The sequence below is a fragment of the Pseudomonas monteilii NBRC 103158 = DSM 14164 genome (assembly GCF_000730605.1).
Lineage (GTDB): Bacteria > Pseudomonadota > Gammaproteobacteria > Pseudomonadales > Pseudomonadaceae > Aquipseudomonas > Aquipseudomonas monteilii.
Window position 1 is genome coordinate 1 of the sequence record NZ_BBIS01000032.1, and the last position, 18,919, is coordinate 18,919.

The 18,919-nt window shown below is 61.7% G+C and carries 16 protein-coding genes; 14 read left to right on the forward strand and 2 right to left on the reverse strand.

All coding sequences use genetic code 11. From position 1 onward, the window contains the following. Positions 1 to 124: 124 nt before the first annotated feature. From flhA to PM2_RS17505, 14 genes are all read left to right on the forward strand, one after another. Positions 125 to 2,254: a flagellar biosynthesis protein FlhA gene (flhA, locus tag PM2_RS17440; RefSeq protein WP_016711776.1), complete on the forward strand. Its 2,130-nt coding sequence runs from the start codon at positions 125 to 127 to the stop codon at positions 2,252 to 2,254. Positions 2,255 to 2,265: 11 nt separating this feature from the next. Then, a complete protein-coding gene (gene flhF / locus PM2_RS17445; protein ID WP_016711775.1) occupies positions 2,266 to 3,576 on the forward strand; it encodes a flagellar biosynthesis GTPase FlhF in 1,311 nt (436 codons plus the stop codon). A 93-nt stretch (positions 3,577 to 3,669) separates the two neighbouring features. Further along, on the forward strand, positions 3,670 to 4,503 hold the full coding sequence (gene fleN / locus PM2_RS17450; RefSeq protein ID WP_003254408.1) for a flagellar synthesis regulator FleN: 834 nt from the start codon (positions 3,670 to 3,672) through the stop codon (positions 4,501 to 4,503). Next, positions 4,500 to 5,240, forward strand: coding sequence for an RNA polymerase sigma factor FliA (gene fliA / locus PM2_RS17455; protein WP_016711774.1), 741 nt, complete (start codon positions 4,500 to 4,502; stop codon positions 5,238 to 5,240). The genes fleN and fliA overlap by 4 nt, the downstream gene beginning before the upstream one ends. A gap of 118 nt (positions 5,241 to 5,358) precedes the next feature. Continuing rightward, positions 5,359 to 5,733 carry a chemotaxis response regulator CheY gene (locus PM2_RS17460; protein WP_023663319.1) on the forward strand — a complete coding sequence of 125 codons (375 nt, stop codon included), beginning with the start codon at positions 5,359 to 5,361 and terminating at the stop codon, positions 5,731 to 5,733. 20 nt (positions 5,734 to 5,753) lie between these two features. Next, entirely contained in the window at positions 5,754 to 6,542 is a 789-nt protein-coding gene (locus PM2_RS17465) for a protein phosphatase CheZ (protein ID WP_016711773.1), read from the forward strand. A 12-nt stretch (positions 6,543 to 6,554) separates the two neighbouring features. Then, the gene (locus PM2_RS17470; RefSeq protein ID WP_028699355.1) at positions 6,555 to 8,756 is read left to right on the forward strand and encodes a chemotaxis protein CheA; all 2,202 of its coding nucleotides are present in this window, start codon (positions 6,555 to 6,557) and stop codon (positions 8,754 to 8,756) included. 46 nt (positions 8,757 to 8,802) lie between these two features. Then, the gene (locus PM2_RS17475; RefSeq protein WP_016711771.1) at positions 8,803 to 9,939 is read left to right on the forward strand and encodes a protein-glutamate methylesterase/protein-glutamine glutaminase; all 1,137 of its coding nucleotides are present in this window, start codon (positions 8,803 to 8,805) and stop codon (positions 9,937 to 9,939) included. Continuing rightward, the gene (locus PM2_RS17480) at positions 9,939 to 10,679 is read left to right on the forward strand and encodes a flagellar motor protein (protein ID WP_016711770.1); all 741 of its coding nucleotides are present in this window, start codon (positions 9,939 to 9,941) and stop codon (positions 10,677 to 10,679) included. The genes PM2_RS17475 and PM2_RS17480 overlap by 1 nt, the downstream gene beginning before the upstream one ends. A 3-nt stretch (positions 10,680 to 10,682) precedes the next feature. Then, positions 10,683 to 11,540: a flagellar motor protein MotD gene (motD, locus tag PM2_RS17485; protein ID WP_025753826.1), complete on the forward strand. Its 858-nt coding sequence runs from the start codon at positions 10,683 to 10,685 to the stop codon at positions 11,538 to 11,540. Between the two features lie 77 nt (positions 11,541 to 11,617). Continuing rightward, positions 11,618 to 12,406: a ParA family protein gene (locus PM2_RS17490; protein ID WP_016711768.1), complete on the forward strand. Its 789-nt coding sequence runs from the start codon at positions 11,618 to 11,620 to the stop codon at positions 12,404 to 12,406. Then, the gene (locus PM2_RS17495; RefSeq protein ID WP_016711767.1) at positions 12,406 to 13,299 is read left to right on the forward strand and encodes a CheW domain-containing protein; all 894 of its coding nucleotides are present in this window, start codon (positions 12,406 to 12,408) and stop codon (positions 13,297 to 13,299) included. The genes PM2_RS17490 and PM2_RS17495 overlap by 1 nt, the downstream gene beginning before the upstream one ends. Before the next feature lie 42 nt (positions 13,300 to 13,341). Continuing rightward, complete coding sequence (locus PM2_RS17500) at positions 13,342 to 13,821, forward strand: chemotaxis protein CheW (RefSeq protein WP_003254393.1); 480 nt, start codon at positions 13,342 to 13,344, stop codon at positions 13,819 to 13,821. A gap of 1 nt (position 13,822) precedes the next feature. Then, positions 13,823 to 14,218, forward strand: coding sequence for a DUF2802 domain-containing protein (locus PM2_RS17505; protein WP_016711766.1), 396 nt, complete (start codon positions 13,823 to 13,825; stop codon positions 14,216 to 14,218). A gap of 45 nt (positions 14,219 to 14,263) precedes the next feature. On the opposite strand, the gene PM2_RS17510 is transcribed toward PM2_RS17505, so the two are convergent. After that, on the reverse strand, positions 14,264 to 17,017 hold the full coding sequence (locus PM2_RS17510) for a dermonecrotic toxin domain-containing protein (protein ID WP_042132209.1): 2,754 nt from the start codon (positions 17,015 to 17,017) through the stop codon (positions 14,264 to 14,266). Positions 17,018 to 17,134: 117 nt separating this feature from the next. Next, positions 17,135 to 18,919, reverse strand: a 1,785-nt coding sequence (locus PM2_RS17515; RefSeq protein ID WP_042132211.1) for a glycosyltransferase, incomplete at its 5' end; no start/stop codon positions are given.

Below are 18,919 nucleotides of genomic sequence, written 5' to 3' on the forward strand. Positions count from 1 at the left end.
GCGCGGGCGGCGCTCGGTCTGACAGGCGCTAAATCCCTCAAGGCATACAAAGTTGGAAAGCTTCTTGCAAAGCCACGCCCAGGCGCCCCCTGTGCGTCAAAGTTTTGCATCAAGAGGACTCGCGGTGGATCGCACTCAGTTAATCAGCAACGCCCGTAACAACCTGGCCGGGCTCGGTCGGGGCAACCTGGGTGTGCCGCTGTTGCTGCTGGTGATGTTGGCAATGATGATGTTGCCGATTCCGCCGTTTCTGCTCGACGTGTTCTTCACCTTCAACATCGCGTTGTCGATCGTCGTGCTGCTGGTGTGCGTGTACGCCCTGCGCCCGCTCGACTTCGCCGCATTCCCGACCATCCTGCTGGTGGCAACGCTGTTGCGCCTGGCCCTGAACGTGGCCTCCACGCGTGTGGTCATGTTGCACGGCCAGGAGGGTCATGGCGCCGCCGGTAAAGTGATTCAGGCCTTCGGTGAGGTGGTAATCGGCGGCAACTACGTGGTCGGTGCCGTGGTGTTCGCCATCCTCATGATCATCAACTTCGTGGTGGTGACCAAGGGTGCCGGGCGTATCTCGGAAGTGAGTGCGCGTTTCACCCTCGACGCCATGCCCGGCAAGCAGATGGCCATCGATGCCGACCTCAATGCCGGCCTGATCGACCAGGCCCAGGCCAAACACCGCCGTGCCGAGGTGGCGCAAGAGGCCGAGTTCTACGGTTCGATGGACGGTGCCAGCAAGTTCGTTCGCGGTGACGCCATCGCCGGCCTGCTGATCCTGTTCATCAACCTGATCGGCGGCATGCTCATCGGCATGCTGCAGCACGGCATGAGCTTCGGTGACGCCGGCAAAGTGTACGCCCTGTTGACCATCGGTGACGGTTTGGTGGCGCAATTGCCATCACTGCTGCTGTCCACCGCCGCCGCGATCATGGTCACCCGTGCCTCGGGCTCCGAGGACATGGGCAAGTTGATCAACCGGCAGATGTTCGACTCGCCCAAGGCCCTGGCGGTGTCCGGCGCGCTGATGATCGTCATGGGCCTGGTGCCGGGCATGCCGCACGTGGCCTTCCTCAGCCTCGGCCTGCTGGCCGGTGGTGGCGCCTACCTGGTATGGAAGAAGCAGCAAAAGACCAAGCTGGAGGCGCAGCAAGAGGTGCAGCGTCAGCAGGATCTGCTGCCCTCGCCTCAGCGTGCGCTGGAGACCAAGGAGCTGGGCTGGGATGACGTCACGCCGATCGACATGATCGGCCTGGAAGTCGGCTACCGGCTGATTCCGCTGGTCGACCGCAACCAGGGCGGCCAGTTGCTGGCGCGGATCAAGGGTGTACGCAAGAAGCTGTCGCAGGACCTGGGCTTCCTCATGCCCACCGTGCACATTCGTGACAACCTCGACCTGCAACCCAGCGCTTATCGCCTGACCCTGATGGGGGTGATCCTGGCCGAGGCGGAGATCTACCCGGACCGCGAGCTGGCAATCAACCCGGGGCAGGTCTTCGGCACCCTCAACGGTATTGCAGCGCGCGACCCGGCGTTTGGCCTTGAAGCGGTGTGGATCGACGTCGGCCAGCGCTCGCAAGCGCAGTCGCTGGGGTATACCGTAGTCGACGCCAGTACCGTGGTGGCCACCCACCTCAACCAGATCCTGCAGAAGCACTGCCACGAGCTGATTGGCCACGAAGAGGTTCAGCAACTGCTGCAGGTGCTGTCCAAGGCATCGCCTAAACTTGCAGAAGAGCTGGTGCCGGGTGTCATTTCCTTGTCGGGCCTGCTGAAGGTGCTGCAAGCGCTGTTGTCGGAACAGGTGCCGGTGCGCGATATTCGCAGTATTGCCGAAGCCATCGCGAACAACGCTGGCAAGAGTCAAGATACCGCCGCGCTGGTAGCGGCAGTGCGCGTCGGATTGTGTCGCGCCATCGTGCAAAGCATTGTCGGCGTTGAGTCGGAGCTGCCAGTGATTACCCTGGAGCCAAGGTTGGAACAGATTTTGCTCAATAGTCTGCAAAGGGCCGGGCAGGGTCAGGAAGAGGGTGTTCTTCTGGAGCCTAGCATGGCCGAGAAGCTGCAACGTTCGCTGATCGAAGCGGCCCAGCGCCAGGAAATGCAGGGCCAGCCGGCCATTCTTCTGGTCGCCGGCCCGATCCGCGCCATGCTGTCGCGTTTCGGTCGCCTGGCTGTACCGAATTTGCATGTTCTGGCGTATCAGGAAATACCGGACAACAAGCAAGTCACCATCGTTGCCACCGTGGGCCCTAATGGCTGAGGTAGTGGATAATGCAAGTTAAGCGATTTTTCGCCGCCGATATGCGTCAGGCCATGAAGCTGGTCCGTGACGAGCTGGGCGCCGATGCCGCGATCATTGGCAACCGCCGCATTGCCGGTGGTGTCGAACTGACGGCCGCGCTGGACTACAAGCTGTCCGCCCTGGCCCCACGCGTGCCCAACGCTGAGCTGGAAGAAGAGCTGCGCAAGACGCACACGCGCATCGCTACGGCTCAGGCCGAGCTGGACCACCGCCAGGACAGCAGTGACAACAACCGCCAATTGTTCGCCGGGCAGTCGCTGACCGCCGCCGAGCCATTGATCGAGCCGCACGTTGATGCCCCCGAGGCGGCGACTGCTGCCCCGGCCGCTGCGCCAGTAGACCCGCGCCTGTTCGATGCCATGCGCTCCGAGCTGTCAGGCCTGCGCGAGTTGCTGGAAGTGCAGCTCGGGTCGCTGGCCTGGACCCAGTTGCAGGGCAGCAAGCCGCAGCAGGCCAACCTGTGGCGGCGCCTGCAGCGCATTGGCCTGTCCGGGCCTATCGCCCGTGAGCTGCTGGACCTGACCACCGAGATCGAAGAGCCTCGCCAGGCCTGGCGCATGCTGCTGGCGCACCTGGCGCGCATGATCGAAATCCCGGAAATCGAGCCGATCGAAGAGGGCGGGGTGATCGCCATGGTTGGCCCGGCCGGCATGGGCAAGACCACCACCCTGGCCAAGCTTGCCGCCCGCTACGTGCTCAAGTACGGCGCGCAGAACCTGGCGCTGGTGAGCATGGACAGCTTCCGCATCGGCGCCCAGGAGCAGCTCAAGACCTTGGGCCGCATCCTCAACGTGCCGGTGACCTACGTCGACCCGGGGCAGTCGCTGGCAGCCGCACTGGAGCCGTTGCTGCGCAAGCGCGTGGTGCTGATCGATACCGCCGGCCTGCAGGCCAGCGACCCGGCGCTGCGCATGCAGCTGGAAACCCTGGCCGGGCGTGGCATTGCTGCGAAGAACTACCTGGTGCTGGCCACCACCAGCCAGAAGCAGGTGCTGACCGCCGCCTACCACAGCTACAAGCGCTGTGGCCTGGCCGGCTGCATCCTGACCAAGCTCGATGAAACGGCAAGCCTTGGCGACGTGTTGAGCCTTGCCATCAGTCATGAACTGCCTGTGGCCTACCTCACCGATGGCCCGCGCATTCCTGACGACCTGCACCTGCCGCGTGGCCACCAACTGGTCTCCCGCGCAGTCAACGTGCAGCAGCAGGACGAGCCCAGCGAAGAGGCCATGGCCGACATGTTCGCTGATCTCTACCACAACCCACGGCGAGCGGGTTGACCATGAAGTGTGTGCAAAGTAGCTATGCCAAGGGGTACGCAGAATTGCCCCACGTGTGGCCTGAGTCCCAGCGAGACAAGGTAAAGAACAGACATGGGTAGCATGCATCCCGTACAGGTGATCGCCGTGACCGGTGGCAAAGGTGGCGTCGGCAAGACTAACGTTTCAGTGAACTTGTCCCTGGCGCTGGCCGAACTTGGCCGCAGGGTCATGCTGCTTGACGCTGACCTGGGCCTGGCCAACGTCGACGTGTTGCTGGGCCTTACCCCTAAACGTACCTTGGCCGATGTCATCGAAGGGCGCTGCGAGCTGCGTGACGTGATGCTGCAAGGCCCTGGCGGTGTGCGCATCGTGCCGGCGGCCTCGGGCACCCAGAGCATGGTGCACCTGGCCCCGGCCCAGCATGCGGGCCTGATCCAGGCGTTCAGCGAAATCGGCGACAACCTCGACGTGCTGGTGATCGACACGGCTGCGGGTATCGGTGACTCGGTGGTCAGCTTCGTTCGCGCGGCCCAGGAAGTGCTGCTGGTGGTGTGCGACGAACCCACCTCGATCACCGACGCTTACGCCCTGATCAAACTGCTGAATCGCGATTACGGCATGAATCGTTTCCGCGTGCTGGCCAACATGGCACAGAGCCCGCAGGAAGGGCGCAACCTGTTCGCCAAGCTGACCAAGGTCACCGACCGCTTCCTTGACGTTGCCCTGCAGTACGTAGGCGCCGTGCCGTACGACGAGTGCGTGCGCAAGGCGGTGCAAAAGCAGCGTGCCGTCTACGAAGCCTTCCCTCGCTCCAAGTGCGCGCTGGCCTTCAAAGCGATTGCCCAGAAGGTCGACAGCTGGCCGTTGCCGGCCAACCCGCGCGGCCATCTGGAGTTCTTCGTCGAGCGCCTGGTGCAGCCCACCAGCGCGGGACCTGTGCTATGAACGCCAGCGGCTTCAAGATGTATAGCCGGGCGGCCAAAGACGCCCAGTGCGAGCTGATTGAGCGTTATGCGCCGCTGGTCAAGCGCATTGCCTACCACTTGCTGGCACGGTTGCCAGCCAATGTGCAGGTCGAGGATCTGATCCAGGCCGGCATGATCGGCCTGCTGGAAGTGGCCAGCAAGTATGACGCCAGCAAGGGTGCCAGCTTTGAAACCTACGCCGGCATCCGCATTCGCGGGGCCATGCTGGATGAGGTTCGCAAAGGCGACTGGGCACCGCGTTCGGTGCACCGCAATACCCGTATGGTCAGTGACGCGATGCGTGCCGTAGAGGCCAGAACGGGCCGGGACGCTAAAGATCATGAAGTTGCTGCCGAACTCCAATTGAGTCTCGATGATTACTACGGGATCTTGAACGACACCCTGGGCAGCCGACTGTTCAGCTTTGACGACCTGTTGCAGGACGGCGAGCACGAAGGGCTTCACGAGGATGGTGCCAGTGGCCACGTCGAACCTGCGCGTGGCCTGGAGGACGAGCGCTTCCAGGCTGCCCTGACCGAAGCCATTGCCAACCTGCCGGAGCGCGAGCGCCTGGTGCTGGCGCTGTACTACGACGAAGAGCTGAACCTCAAGGAAATCGGTGAGGTGCTGGGTGTCAGCGAATCGCGAGTCAGCCAGTTGCACAGCCAGTGTGCCGCACGTCTGCGCAGCCGCCTGGGGGAATGGCGGGCACGTTGAGCCCGCTGTCGTTGCAGCCGTTTTCCACATGCGTTTTCCATGTTGCACCGAATTGATTGAATGCGCGCTCGGGGCCGAGCGCGTTTGAGACTGCTTGGAGGTCTACTTGAACAAAGACATGAAAATCCTCATCGTTGACGACTTTTCGACGATGCGGCGGATCATCAAGAACCTGTTGCGTGACCTGGGCTTCACCAACACTGAAGAAGCCGACGATGGCACCACGGCGCTGCCGATGCTGGAAAACGGCCACTACGACTTCCTGGTGACCGACTGGAACATGCCGGGCATGTCCGGCATCGACCTGCTGCGTAAAGTCCGTGCCAGCGACAAGCTGAAAAGCATGCCGGTACTGATGGTGACCGCTGAAGCCAAGCGCGACCAGATCATCGAAGCGGCCCAGGCCGGCGTCAATGGTTACGTGGTCAAGCCGTTCACCGCCCAGGTGCTCAAAGAAAAGATCGAGAAGATCTTCGAACGCGTCAACGGCTGAGTCACGTCAGGGGGCGCGCCATGGATTCATCACAAACCTCTTTGGGCGAGTTCGAATCGACCCTGAAGAAACACGCCCAGGAGTTGGTCGAAAGCCTGGAGCGCGGCCGCTTCGGCGAGGCGGTGCAGCTGATTCACGAGCTGAACCAGACCCGCGACCGTGGCCTGTACCAGGAAGTCGGCAAACTGACCCGCGAGCTGCACAGCGCCATCGTCAGCTTCCAGATCGACCCGACCATGCCGCAAGCCGAGGAGGTGTCGCAGATTACTGACGCCACCGAGCGCCTGTCGTACGTGGTCAAGCTGACCGAGGGCGCGGCCAACCGCACCATGGACCTGGTCGAGGAAAGCACCCCGGTGCTCAATGACCTGGCCAGCGAGGCCAAGGCCCTGAGCACCGACTGGCAGCGCTTCATGCGCCGCGAAGTGGCTGCGCCGGAATTCCGTGATCTGGTCAAGCGCGTCGACAGTTTCCTGACGCACAGCGCCGAAGGTAACCGCAAGGTCGCCGGCCACCTCAATGACATTCTGCTGGCTCAGGACTATCAGGACCTGACCGGTCAGGTGATCAAACGCGTCACCACATTGGTGACCGAAGTCGAAAGCAACTTGCTCAAGCTGGTGCTGATGGCCAGCCAGGTCGACCGGTTTGCCGGCATAAAACATGACCACGATCAACTGCGCGCAGAAAAAGATGCAGAAAAACATCCGACTCGGGGTGAAGGTCCGCAGATTCATGCCGATAAGCGTGAAGACGTCGTGTCCGGTCAGGACGATGTCGATGATCTGCTGTCCAGCCTGGGTTTTTAAGGAGCACGTTTGATGAGCTTCGGCGCCGATGAAGAAATCCTCCAGGATTTCCTGGTAGAAGCCGGCGAAATTCTTGAGCAACTGTCCGAGCAACTGGTCGAGCTGGAAAGCCGGCCCGACGATGCCGACCTGCTCAATGCGATCTTTCGCGGTTTCCACACTGTTAAAGGGGGCGCCGGCTTCCTTCAGCTGAATGAGCTGGTGGAGTGCTGCCATATTGCCGAGAACGTGTTCGACGTCCTGCGCAAGGGTGAGCGCCGGGTCGATGCGGAACTGATGGACGTGGTGCTCGAGGCACTGGATACGGTCAACAGCATGTTTGGCCAGGTGCGCGAGCGCGCCGAAGTGACCCCGGCCACCCCCGAGCTGCTGGCGGCGTTGTCACGCCTGGCCGAGCCCGGTGGCGCCGAAGTGGCTGCGCCGTCTGCTGCTGTGCCCGAGCCGGTTGCCGAGGCGCCCGCCGCAGCCCCGGTCGAGGACCAGGACATCACCGACAGCGAGTTTGAACAGTTGCTCGACTCGCTCGATGCGGTTAAGGCGCAAGCGGCGGCCGACGAGCAGATGCAGGGCGAGGCCATCAGCGGCGAGGGTGACGAAATCACCGATGCCGAGTTCGAGTCGCTGCTTGATCAGTTGCACGGCAAAGGCCAGTTCAGCACCGAGGTGGCAGCCGCGCCGGTAGCCGCGTCTGCCGAACCGCTCAGTGATGAAATCACCGATGCCGAGTTTGAATCGCTGCTCGACCAGTTGCATGGCAAGGGCACCTTCCAGGCTGATGCATTGCCAGCCGCCAAGGCGCCCGCCGTGGAGGGCAATCCCGCAGCGACCAGCGACGAAATCAGCGAACATGAGTTCGAGGCGTTGCTGGACCAGCTGCATGGCAAGGGCAAGTTCGGCGGTGACGTTGCCGCAGTCGAAGCGCCTGCTGCAGCCAAGGCCGACAGTCAGCCGGTTGCCAAGCCTGCCGCTGCAGCGCCGGCCAGCAAGCCAGCAGCGGCACCCCGTGCGCCGGCCCCGGCCGCCGACAAGCATGCTGTCAGCGAAGCGGAAACCACCGTGCGCGTGGACACTGCACGCCTGGACGAGATCATGAACATGGTGGGCGAACTGGTGCTGGTGCGTAACCGCCTGGTGCGCCTGGGCCTGAACAGCGGCGACGAGGCCATGTCCAAGGCCGTGTCCAACCTCGATGTGGTCACTGCCGACCTGCAGACAGCGGTGATGAAAACCCGCATGCAGCCGATCAAGAAAGTGTTCGGCCGCTTCCCTCGGCTGGTGCGCGACCTGGCCCGCCAGCTGAAAAAAGAGATCAACCTGGAGCTGGTCGGCGAAGAGACCGACCTGGACAAGAACCTGGTCGAGGCGCTGGCCGACCCGTTGGTGCACCTGGTGCGCAACGCTGTCGACCATGGTGTCGAGATGCCTGATGAGCGTGAAGCGTCTGGCAAGGCGCGTACGGGCCGCGTGGTGCTGTCTGCCGAGCAGGAAGGCGACCACATCCTGCTGTCGATTTCTGACGACGGCAAGGGCATGGACCCGAACATCCTGCGTGCCAAGGCCGTGGAAAAGGGCCTGATGGACAAGGACGCCGCCGAGCGCTTGAGCGAGTCGGACTGCTACAACCTGATCTTCGCGCCAGGGTTCTCGACCAAGACCGAGATTTCCGACGTGTCCGGGCGTGGCGTGGGCATGGACGTGGTGAAGACCAAGATCTCCCAGCTCAACGGTTCGATCAACATCTACTCGGCCAAGGGCCAGGGCTCGAAGATCGTCATCAAGGTACCACTGACCCTGGCGATCATGCCCACCCTGATGGTGATGCTGGGCAACCAGGCGTTCGCCTTCCCGCTGGTCAACGTCAACGAGATCTTCCACCTCGACCTGTCGCGCACCAATGTGGTCGACGGCCAGGAAGTGGTGATCGTGCGTGACAAGGCGCTGCCGCTGTTCTACCTCAAGCGCTGGCTGGTCCAGGGCCAGGTGCACGAAGAGCAGCACGAGGGCCATGTGGTGATCCTGTCGGTCGGTACCCAGCGCATCGGGTTTGTCGTCGATCAACTGGTTGGCCAGGAAGAAGTGGTCATCAAGCCGCTGGGCAAGATGCTGCAGGGCACTCCGGGCATGTCCGGGGCCACCATCACCGGTGACGGGCGCATTGCGTTGATTCTCGACGTCCCGAGCATGCTCAAGCGTTACGCCGCGCGGCGTATTTGATTTCGGTGGCGCACCCTGGCGGGCTGCGCCGCCTAATGGAGTGTTTATGGCAGTCAAGGTCCTGGTGGTGGATGATTCCGGTTTCTTCCGCCGCCGCGTCTCGGAAATCCTCTCGGCGGATCCGACGATCCAGGTAGTGGGTACCGCGACCAACGGCAAGGAAGCAATCGACCAGGCGCTGGCGCTCAAGCCCGATGTCATCACCATGGACTACGAAATGCCCATGATGGATGGCATTACCGCAGTGCGGCACATCATGCAGCGCTGCCCGACGCCAGTGTTGATGTTCTCCTCGCTGACCCACGAAGGCGCCCGCGTCACCCTCGATGCCCTGGATGCCGGGGCGGTGGATTACCTGCCGAAAAACTTCGAAGACATCTCGCGTAACCCCGAAAAGGTCAAGCAGATGCTGTGCGAGAAGGTGCACACCATCTCGCGCAGCAACCGTCGCCTGGGCAGCTATGCCCGCACCGCGCCGGTCGCTGTGCCTACGCCAGCCAGCAGCCCTGTGCCGACAAGCAGCTTTGCCAGCTCGACGCCAGCCCGCGCTGCGGCGCCTGCCCGAGCGGCGGCCCCGGCCCCTAGCCCGGCGGCATCGCATTCGCCTGCCCCCAAGCGCAAGCCATACAAACTGGTCGCCATCGGCACCTCCACGGGTGGCCCGGTGGCCCTGCAGCGGGTGCTGACCCAGTTGCCGGCCAATTTCCCGGCGCCGATCGTGCTGATCCAGCACATGCCGGCGGCGTTCACCAAGGCCTTTGCCGAGCGCCTCGACAAACTGTGCCGCATCAGCGTCAAGGAGGCCGAGGACGGCGACATGCTGCGCCCGGGCCTGGCCCTGCTGGCCCCGGGTGGCAAGCAGATGATGATCGATGGCCGTGGCACGGTGAAGATCCTGCCTGGTGACGAGCGCCTGAACTACAAGCCATGCGTGGACATCACCTTCGGTTCGGCGGCCAAGTCGTATGGCGACAAAGTGCTGTCGGTGGTGCTCACCGGCATGGGCGCCGATGGCCGTGAAGGTGCACGCCTGCTCAAGCAGGGCGGCAGCACGGTGTGGGCCCAGGATGAAGCCAGCTGCGTGATCTATGGCATGCCCATGGCCATCGTCAAGGCCAACCTGGCCGACGCGGTTTACAGCCTGGACGAAATCGGTAAACACCTGGTGGAGGCCTGCGTCTGATGGACGTCCTCAGCCTGATCGGCCTGATCCTCGCCTTTGTCGCCATCGTCGGTGGCAACTTCCTCGAAGGCGGCCATGTCGGTGCCCTGATCAATGGCCCGGCGGGGCTGATTGTGCTGGGCGGTACCCTGGCGGCGGCGTTGCTGCAGTCGCCGCTGTCGTCGTTCAAGCGTGCCTTGCAGATTTTGCGCTGGATCCTGTTCCCGCCACGGGTCGACCTGGCGGGTGGCATCGACCGCGTGGTGAACTGGAGCCTGACCGCACGCAAAGAAGGCCTGCTGGGCCTGGAAGGGGTGGCCGACAGCGAGCCCGACCCGTATGCGCGCAAGGGCCTGCAACTGCTGGTGGACGGCGCCGAGCCGGAAGCCATCCGCAGCATCCTTGAAGTCGACTTTTTGACCCAGGAAAGCCGTGATATCCAGGCCGCCAAGGTGTTCGAAAGCATGGGTGGCTATGCGCCGACCATCGGCATCATTGGTGCGGTAATGGGCCTGATCCACGTCATGGGCAACCTGGCCGACCCGTCTCAGTTGGGCAATGGTATTGCCGTGGCCTTTGTCGCCACGATCTACGGCGTGGCCAGTGCCAACCTGATCCTGTTGCCGGTCGCCAACAAGCTCAAGGCCATTGTCATGCGCCAGTCACGCTACCGCGAAATGCTGCTCGAAGGCCTGCTATCGATTGCCGAGGGTGAGAACCCGCGCTCGATCGAGCTGAAGCTGCAAGGCTTCATGGAGTAACCCATGCGTCGTCGCCGTCATACCGAGGAACACGAAAACCACGAACGCTGGCTGGTGTCGTATGCCGACTTCATCACCTTGCTGTTCGCCTTTTTCGTGGTGATGTACTCGATTTCCTCGATCAACGAGGGCAAGTACAAGGTCATTTCCCAGGCTTTGCTCGGGGTCTTCAATGACCCTGAGCGCAGCATGAAGCCGATCCCCATCGGCGATGAGCAGCCGTTGAGCGTGCGCCCGGCAGAGCCGCTGGTGAAGGACAGCGAGCAGACCGAGGCGGGCCTGGCGGCAACCAACGTCGACCCGCTGAAAACCATCAGCGATGATGTGCGGGATGCCTTTGGCGACCTGATCAACAGCAATCAGATGACCGTGCGCGGCAACGAACTGTGGATCGAGATCGAGCTGAACTCGTCGCTGCTGTTCGGCAGCGGCGATGCCATGCCCAGTGATAAGGCGTTCGCCATCATCGAGAAGGTGGCCAATATTCTCAAACCGTTCGCCAACCCGGTACACGTTGAGGGCTTTACCGACAACCTGCCAATCCGCACCGCGCAGTACCCGACCAACTGGGAGCTGTCGTCGGCGCGGGCGGCGAGCATCGTACGCCTGCTGGCGATGGAAGGGGTGAATCCGGCGCGCATGGCGTCGGTGGGCTATGGCGAGTACCAGCCGGTGGCCAGCAACGACACCGCCGACGGCCGCGCGCGCAACCGCCGTGTGGTGCTGGTGATATCGCGCAACCTTGAAGTGCGCCGTAGCCTGACTGGCTCGGGCAGTGCCAATGCCACGCCGGATGCTGCATTACGGCGCGCTGGCACACAAAGTGCACCTGCAACGCCAGCAACGGTGGCGGGGCAGTAACTCGTCAATTCTCCGTCACTGAATTTCACACCGTTCCCGGCAGGGCAGGCGGCCATACCGGGAGGAAGCAACGCACGATGAGAGTCTGGGCAGTAGCCAATCAAAAAGGTGGCGTCGGCAAGACCACCACGACCATCGCTCTGGCCGGCCTGCTGGCAGAGGCCGGCAAGCGTGTGGTCGTCGTCGACCTCGACCCGCACGGTTCGATGACCAGCTATTTCGGGCACAACCCCGATGCCCTGGAGCACAGCTGCTACGACCTGTTCCTGCACAAGGGCGCGGTACCCGAGGGCTTGCCTGGGCAACTGCTGCTGCCCACCAGTGACGAGCGCATCTCGCTGTTGCCGTCGAGCACCGCGCTGGCCGTGCTGGAGCGCCAGTCGCCGGGGCAGAACGGCCTGGGTCTGGTAATCGCCAAGAGTCTGGCGCAGCTATGGCAGGATTTCGACTTTGCCCTGATCGACAGCCCACCCTTGCTCGGCGTGCTGATGGTCAATGCCCTGGCCGCCAGCCAGCAACTGGTGATCCCGGTGCAAACCGAGTTCCTCGCGGTCAAGGGCCTGGAGCGCATGGTCGGCACCTTGGCCATGGTCAACCGCTCGCGCAAGCAGGCGCTGCCGTATCAGATCGTGCCAACCCTGTTCGACCGCCGTACCCAGGCCTCGCTGGGCACGCTCAAGCAGTTGCGTGACAGTTACGGCCAGCAGGTGTGGCAAGGCTACATCCCGGTGGATACGCGCCTGCGTGACGCCAGCCGCAAGGGTGTCACGCCCTCGCAGTTCGACAGCAAGAGCCGTGGGCTGGTTGCCTACCGGGCGCTGCTCAAACACCTGTTGACCTACAAGACTGCGGCGCAGGTGGCCTGATGACCCAGATACAGAAAACCGGCACCCGCCCGCAGTTGGCCCTGCAGTCGTACCTCGATGGCCTGCTGCAGGAGGCTACCGAGGCCGAAGGCCTGTTCGAGCCGCCGGTTGTAACGGACGATTTCGCCGAAGCGGTGCGTGAGGAACAGGCGCGTGATGCCCGGCAACCGACCGTGCCGGCGCCGGCCGAAACTGCCGCAAGCTTCCCGCCGCGGCCTTTTGCCGAGCCAAAGCTGGCGGTGCTGCCTGCCGTCATGCCGGTGGAAGCGCCTGTGGTGACGGTGGTCGAACAAGCGGTAGTCGCCGAGGCCAGTATTCCGGTACTGGTTGAAGAGCAGACCGTGGAGCTGGCGGTTCCGCTGGTGGATGTGCACTTGCCGGCACCGGACCTGCCGGTGCCGCCAGCCAGCGTCGACGGCCGTCCGGTGTGGGCCGCCGAGCCGTTCGAATGCCTGCTGTTCGACGTGGCGGGCCTGACCCTGGCGGTGCCGTTGGTGTGCCTGGGCTCGATCTACAACCTGGCCGGCCAGGAGTTGACGCCGCTGTTCGGCCAGCCCGACTGGTTTCTCGGCATCCTGACCTGCCAGGCGGGTAACCTGAAGGTGCTGGACACTGCGCGTTGGGTGATGCCCGACCGTTATCGCGATGATTTTCGCCAAGGCCTGAATTACGTGATTTCCGTGCAGGGCTACGAATGGGGGTTGGCCGTGCACCAGGTTAGCCGCTCGTTGCGTTTGGACCCGTCCGAAATCAAATGGCGCAGCCAGCGCGGCCAGCGGCCGTGGCTGGCCGGCACCGTAATCGAACACATGTGTGCACTGCTCGACGTCGCCGCGTTGGCCGAGCTGATCGCCAGCGGTGCTGTCAAGCAGATGCACGCTAAACAAAAATGACACCGAACACACCGCCAATGGCGGATTTTGAGGGCTAGGGGAATGAAAAAGTCGTCTGCACAAGGTTCCGAAGATCCGATCCTGCAGTGGGTTACCTTCCGTCTGGACAACGAGTCCTACGGCATCAACGTGATGCAGGTACAGGAAGTGTTGCGCTACACCGAGATCGCCCCGGTACCGGGTGCGCCAAGCTACGTGCTGGGTATCATCAACCTGCGCGGCAACGTGGTGACGGTGATCGACACCCGCCAGCGTTTCGGCCTGATGCCGACCGAAGTCACTGACAATACCCGCATCGTCATCATCGAGGCCGACAAGCAAGTGGTCGGTATTCTGGTCGACAGCGTGGCCGAGGTGGTGTACTTGCGCCAATCCGAAATCGAGACCGCGCCAAACGTGGGTAATGAAGAGTCGGCCAAGTTCATTCAGGGCGTCTGCAACAAGAATGGCGAATTGCTGATTCTGGTCGAGCTGGACAAGATGATGACCGAGGAAGAGTGGTCCGAGCTGGAGAATATCTGAGTTGATCCTACAGGTTGCTGTCATCTTCCTGGCGCTGGCGTGGGCGCTGAGCCTGTGGTTTTTCCTCAACTACAGCAAGCGCCAGCGCGAGCTGGCTGCGCAGCAGGCCGAAGGCGATGCGCTGCGTGACCAGCGCATCAAGGACCTGGCCAAACGCCTGGACGACTACCAGAACGGTACCGTGCGCATGGGCGAGACGCTGCACGAGCTGAGCTTGGCGGTGGCGCCACTGCCCGACAAGATTCAGCAGCTGGAACAGCGTGACCCCAACAACGTCACCTTCTCTCAGGCCGCCAAGCTGGTGGGCATGGGGGCAAGCGTGGCGGAGTTGACCGAGAGCTGTGGCCTGACCCAGGCCGAGGCGGAGCTGATGAGCAAACTGCACCGCAGCGGGTGAAAGCACAAAGGCGACCATGATGTCGCCTTTCTTTCAGGTGCTGCTTCAGGTAGTGGCCCAGGAATGCGTGCCGCCCACGTTGGCCACGCGGGACAGTGGCAGGCGCTGTAGCTGAAGTGCCTGGAGAGCGTCCAGGTCAACGTACAGGAAGCTGTTGATGCGCGGTATCATGTACAGGTTGTGAAGCTGCCGCAGGCAATAGAGGTCTGGCAGCACCCGGTCTACCACGGCATTGAACATTCCCGGGCCGGTCAGCTCGCTTAGCCGGTTGGCGTAGCGATAGAAGCCAGCGGGGTCATCTGCCAGCGTGGGACGTACCTGGTAGAAATCCGCATTGGCCAGATAGCGGGCATGCATCTCTTCGGAAACGGCCAGCAGTGTCGGGTTGCCGGCGTGGCTGCCGATCATGCTGGTGTTGAACTGCGTGTTCATTCCCAGCTTCTCGTTTTGCATGGGTGGGTGTAACAGCAGCCCGTCATTGGTGGCGACCAATTCTACGGTATCGATAGCCGCAGTGTTATGAGCGGCACTGGCAGCCGCACCCAGCAGTTGGTCATCAACATCCATGTATATCCCGCCTTCAGCATGCAGCATCGGGTAGCGCAATACATCCGATGCTGAGGAGAAGTTGGTGGCAACACCGCCATTGCCATCGATTGCTGCTTGATACTGGGCAAAGTACTGGCTTTGTTCGAAAGCGGTGAAGAAAGGCTGGTCTTCCAGTATTAATACCTGCATACCGGGCACTCTTGCCTCTAGCGTGCGCAGGTTTTGCGCAAAGGCCTCGGGGTTTGCTTTTGACAGGAAAAGCCGATATCGATACGCACTGTCGCGTAGTTTTAGTGCGTTGGCAGCCAGTGTGCCAAGCAGCTCGTCGCTGAGCGTTTTATTGCCGACCCAAAGCGATGAAATCAGCTTGGGGATCGGGTGAGCACCTGGCGGGACGGACGCTGGTAAATGTACGGGAAGCTGCACATCGATACCCAGCGCTCGCAGGGATGACATGCGCATCTGGTCTGTTACGTGGCGCCCTTCGGGGTTGACGATACGCAAGTTACCGGTTCCGGGCTCGGCTTCGTAGTAAACCGGTTCTACCTCATTGGCACCTTCCTGGGTGATGAACAGATCGGCTTCCATGTCGTAGACCAGGTCGAGCACTTCTGCATAGTCGGGCACTTCTTCGTAGTAGCCGATCAGTTGGTCCAGATTGCCGTTGTACCGAGGAAAGCGCTTTACCGAGTTGGCCACGACGGCATTAGCGTCCGCCAGGGGCGCTATGCGCGCCGGGCGGTGAAAATAGGGCGTTACTTCCACCTCCGGCAAATGGGGCGGGCTTACGGGACTCAGGGGGTATCCCCATTGATCATTGATTTTGCGCGGGAGAACGAAGCCGTCTTCCTGGTAGCGAAACAGTGCAGTGCTTTTGATCATGGCCTCAGCGGCCAAGGGAGTTGCATTCAAAAGCCCATAAGCGATATCGCCCAGCCCTTGCTGTTTTTCGCGCAAGGTTTTCCCGTTGATGGCCTGGTCAAGGCCAAGCGCAAGCTGGGCTATACCGCCCAGCGCAAGCAGTGGGGCCAGGCCCGGCACCACGAATGTTAGCGGTGCCACAAGCGTGAGGGTGCTGTTCAGGTAGCTGGCCCATCTGGATTTTGTTATTTGCGCATTGCTGGTAATGAGGAAATCGGCATCGTCATAACAGCGTTGGCGCTGACGCTCGGCCATGGCCTGGAACAGATCGCCGGTAATCCGTGGGTTGTACTTGCCGAGACGGTAATTGACGTAGGTGCGCGGCGGCCATGTACCGTCGTCGTTGAAAAAGCCATGCTCCGGTGGCAAGCGGTGGTTGTGCGGGTAAACGCCCAGGCCTTCCAGGGCTGTGTCCAGGCCGCTGAAGTCGATGCCCTGTGGGCCGTCGGCCAGGCGGAAGTGTTGCTTGAGTGCCTGGCGCGTGGCGGCGCCTTTGCACTGTTGGCCAACCCAGTCTTTCAACAGCTCTTCGCTGGCGAACTCCAGTAGCGGTGAACTGTTGCCGGGGGCGTAGAGCAGGGTCAGGCCACTGTCGGCGTCGTTGATGTAAAGCAAGTCGGTGGAGGCATAGCCGTAGATGCTCAGCGTGCTAAGGCGTAGCCCCTTGCCCTGAGGAATCAGTTCGGCCGCACGCCAGGCCAGCTTGCGTGCGGCGTCGCTCAAGCTGCCTTCTGCGACCTGTTTGTTGCAGGCAGCGATGAAGTTGAGTTTGCAGCACAGTCGGTAGTCTGAAAGGTGTTGATGCCAGTAAGTGTCGAGTGATGCCTTGTAACCTAGGTGGAAGTCCATTGCCTCTATATGGCGTTGCAAGGTTTCGGCGCGGACGTCGAGCAGCGTCGAGTGATCGTAACGGGCGGGTGTGGTGCGCTGGAACAGGCCATTGAACACCTCGTACCAGGCGCCGTTGTCGTAAATGGGCTGTGGCGGAAAGTGGTCGACCAGCGTGATCGGGCCATCGCCCGGCAACGTGCCGGCCCAGGGTTGCCTGAACAGCCCGCCGAAGAAGTCGTTGCTGGATTCGCCTTGCCAGTTCATCAGCACCGCTTGGGTGAGGCTGACGCGCTGTACGACTTTGGCCTGGTAACTGGCGATGCCATCAGGGTGAACATGCAGCGTGACGACATCGATCAGGTCTGGGTCCTGGTGTACCCCTTGGGTGGCAAGCCAGGCAGCAATTGCCCGCTTGGCCTCGCGGTCGGGTCGGGGAAGGGTGGCGAGGTGGTTGCGTACGAACTGCACGCCAGCAGCATTGATGTGCGTGGTGGGCATGTCGGTCTCCGTGGGGTGGGAAAACCACAGCATCGACCGGTTGATCGGCGGGGGGGCGGTAGATAGTGCTGGCCTTATGGCTCAGTCAAGCGGGCGACGCAAGTCGCCCAGCAGGTGTCAGGCTTTGCTCCACGAGTGGTAGTTGCCGATCTCCACGACGTAACTCAGCGCCTGATCGCGGTGTCTCGCGTTGAAAAGGGGAAAGGTCAAGTCTCCTGTGACGAAGCCAGGATCGTTAAGAGGCGTTGATTCCAGGTTGCTGATCTGTCGCAGAATACGCAGCCTGGGCAGTTGCTGGTCAACCACATCATTGAACACGCCAGGTCCGGTCATGTTGCTCAACTCCTGGGCATACGCCTCGAACTCGGCACTGCCGCGTAGAGGCCGGGTGTCGTAGAACGTCAGGTTGTCGAGAAAGCGCCGGTGCATCGCTTCAGAAATCAGGCTCAGGGTCGGGTTGCCCGCATGGCTGCCGATGATGTTGGTGTTGTACGCGCAATGCATGCCCAGCAGTTCATTGTTCACCGGACCACCCAGTACAAGGCCGTCAGGGGTAGTGGCCAAGGGGGTTGAGTCGATCACTGCATAGGCCTGTGGATTGTCACCCAAGGTGCGCAAGGTGTCGTCGATGTCCATATAGACGCCACCCTCTGATCGAAGGAGTGGGTAGCGGAGTATGTCGCACGCCGACGCGAAGTTTGCACCCGGTGCATCAAGCGCCTGTTCATATTGTTGAAAGTGCTCAGTGGCTCTGAAGTTATCAAAGAAGGGCTGCTCTTCCAGTGGGAGCACATGCAGCCGAGGGGCTTTTCCGGTCAGCCTTGCGTAGTTGCTCTTGAATACTTTCGGATTAGACTTCGACAGGTACAGCCGGTAAGAGAAACGGGTGTGTTCCAGGCGTTTTGCGTTTGTGGCAACGGTGTCCAGCAGTTCATCGGGGATGCTTTTGTCGCCGACCCAGATGCTGAGGATTTGCTTGGGGATTGGCCGTACTTCGGCGCTGTTGACCGTGGGAATAATGATGGGCAGTTCTATGTCTACACCCAATCCGCGCAACGTGTCCATGCGCATCTGGTTTGTCACTGGGCGGCGGGTCAGGTCAATTGCAGTTAAGCCGTGACGGTTGTCAGTGACTTGATAATAGGTTGGCAACACCTCGTTGGCATCCGACTCCAGGATGAACGCATCGTGTTCAATGTCATACAGTACTTTGACTTCTTTTCCTTCGTTAATCGCCAACAGCGGATGGGTGCCCGTTGCGCGATTCAACGAGCCTCTGATGATTCGCGTGGTCGGCACGGAGGGTTCGGGAGGTGAAAAGTAGTCTGCTATTGACGCTTCAGGTAACCGGGGTGGGCTGTTGGGGCTCAGTGGGTAGCCCCATTGATCATTCAATCGCGTGGGCATGACGAAGCGCGAACTTTTACCTGGGAAAAGCATTCGCGGGCGGGTTTCTGGCAGGGTGGCCAAGGGCGTGGCATTGAGCAGGCCGAAAACGATGTCGCTCACGCCAGCGTCCTTGTCTTCAACGCCTTTGCCATTGATCGCCTGATCAAGCCCCAGGCCAAACTGTGCTACACCGCCGATAGCCAGTAGGGGTATGAGCTCGGGCACGACCAGGGCCAGGGGCGCCAGCAGGTTGAGCGAGGTTACCAGGTAGCCACGCCAGCGTGCCTTGGTCACTTGCGCATCGCTGGTGATCAGAAAGTCGGCATCGTCGTAGCAGCGTTGGCGCATTCGCTCGGCCATGGCTTGGAACAGATCGCCAGTAATACGTGGGTTGTACTTGCCGGGACGGTAATTGACGTAGGTGCGCGGCGGCCATGTACCGTCGTCGTTGAAAAAGCCATGCTCCGGTGGCAAGCGGTGGTTGTGCGGGTAAACGCCCAGGCCTTCCAGGGC

Coding starts and splice junctions, on each gene's coding strand:
- flhF (WP_016711775.1), top strand. CDS start 2,266: ATGCAAGTTAAGCGATTTTTCGCCGCCGATATGCGTCAGGCCATGAAG.
- fliA (WP_016711774.1), top strand. CDS start 4,500: ATGAACGCCAGCGGCTTCAAGATGTATAGCCGGGCGGCCAAAGACGCC.
- PM2_RS17470 (WP_028699355.1), top strand. CDS start 6,555: ATGAGCTTCGGCGCCGATGAAGAAATCCTCCAGGATTTCCTGGTAGAA.
- PM2_RS17495 (WP_016711767.1), top strand. CDS start 12,406: ATGACCCAGATACAGAAAACCGGCACCCGCCCGCAGTTGGCCCTGCAG.
- PM2_RS17475 (WP_016711771.1), top strand. CDS start 8,803: ATGGCAGTCAAGGTCCTGGTGGTGGATGATTCCGGTTTCTTCCGCCGC.
- PM2_RS17465 (WP_016711773.1), top strand. CDS start 5,754: ATGGATTCATCACAAACCTCTTTGGGCGAGTTCGAATCGACCCTGAAG.
- fleN (WP_003254408.1), top strand. CDS start 3,670: ATGGGTAGCATGCATCCCGTACAGGTGATCGCCGTGACCGGTGGCAAA.
- PM2_RS17480 (WP_016711770.1), top strand. CDS start 9,939: ATGGACGTCCTCAGCCTGATCGGCCTGATCCTCGCCTTTGTCGCCATC.
- PM2_RS17510 (WP_042132209.1), bottom strand. CDS start 17,017: ATGCCCACCACGCACATCAATGCTGCTGGCGTGCAGTTCGTACGCAAC.
- motD (WP_025753826.1), top strand. CDS start 10,683: ATGCGTCGTCGCCGTCATACCGAGGAACACGAAAACCACGAACGCTGG.
- PM2_RS17490 (WP_016711768.1), top strand. CDS start 11,618: ATGAGAGTCTGGGCAGTAGCCAATCAAAAAGGTGGCGTCGGCAAGACC.
- PM2_RS17500 (WP_003254393.1), top strand. CDS start 13,342: ATGAAAAAGTCGTCTGCACAAGGTTCCGAAGATCCGATCCTGCAGTGG.
- PM2_RS17460 (WP_023663319.1), top strand. CDS start 5,359: ATGAAAATCCTCATCGTTGACGACTTTTCGACGATGCGGCGGATCATC.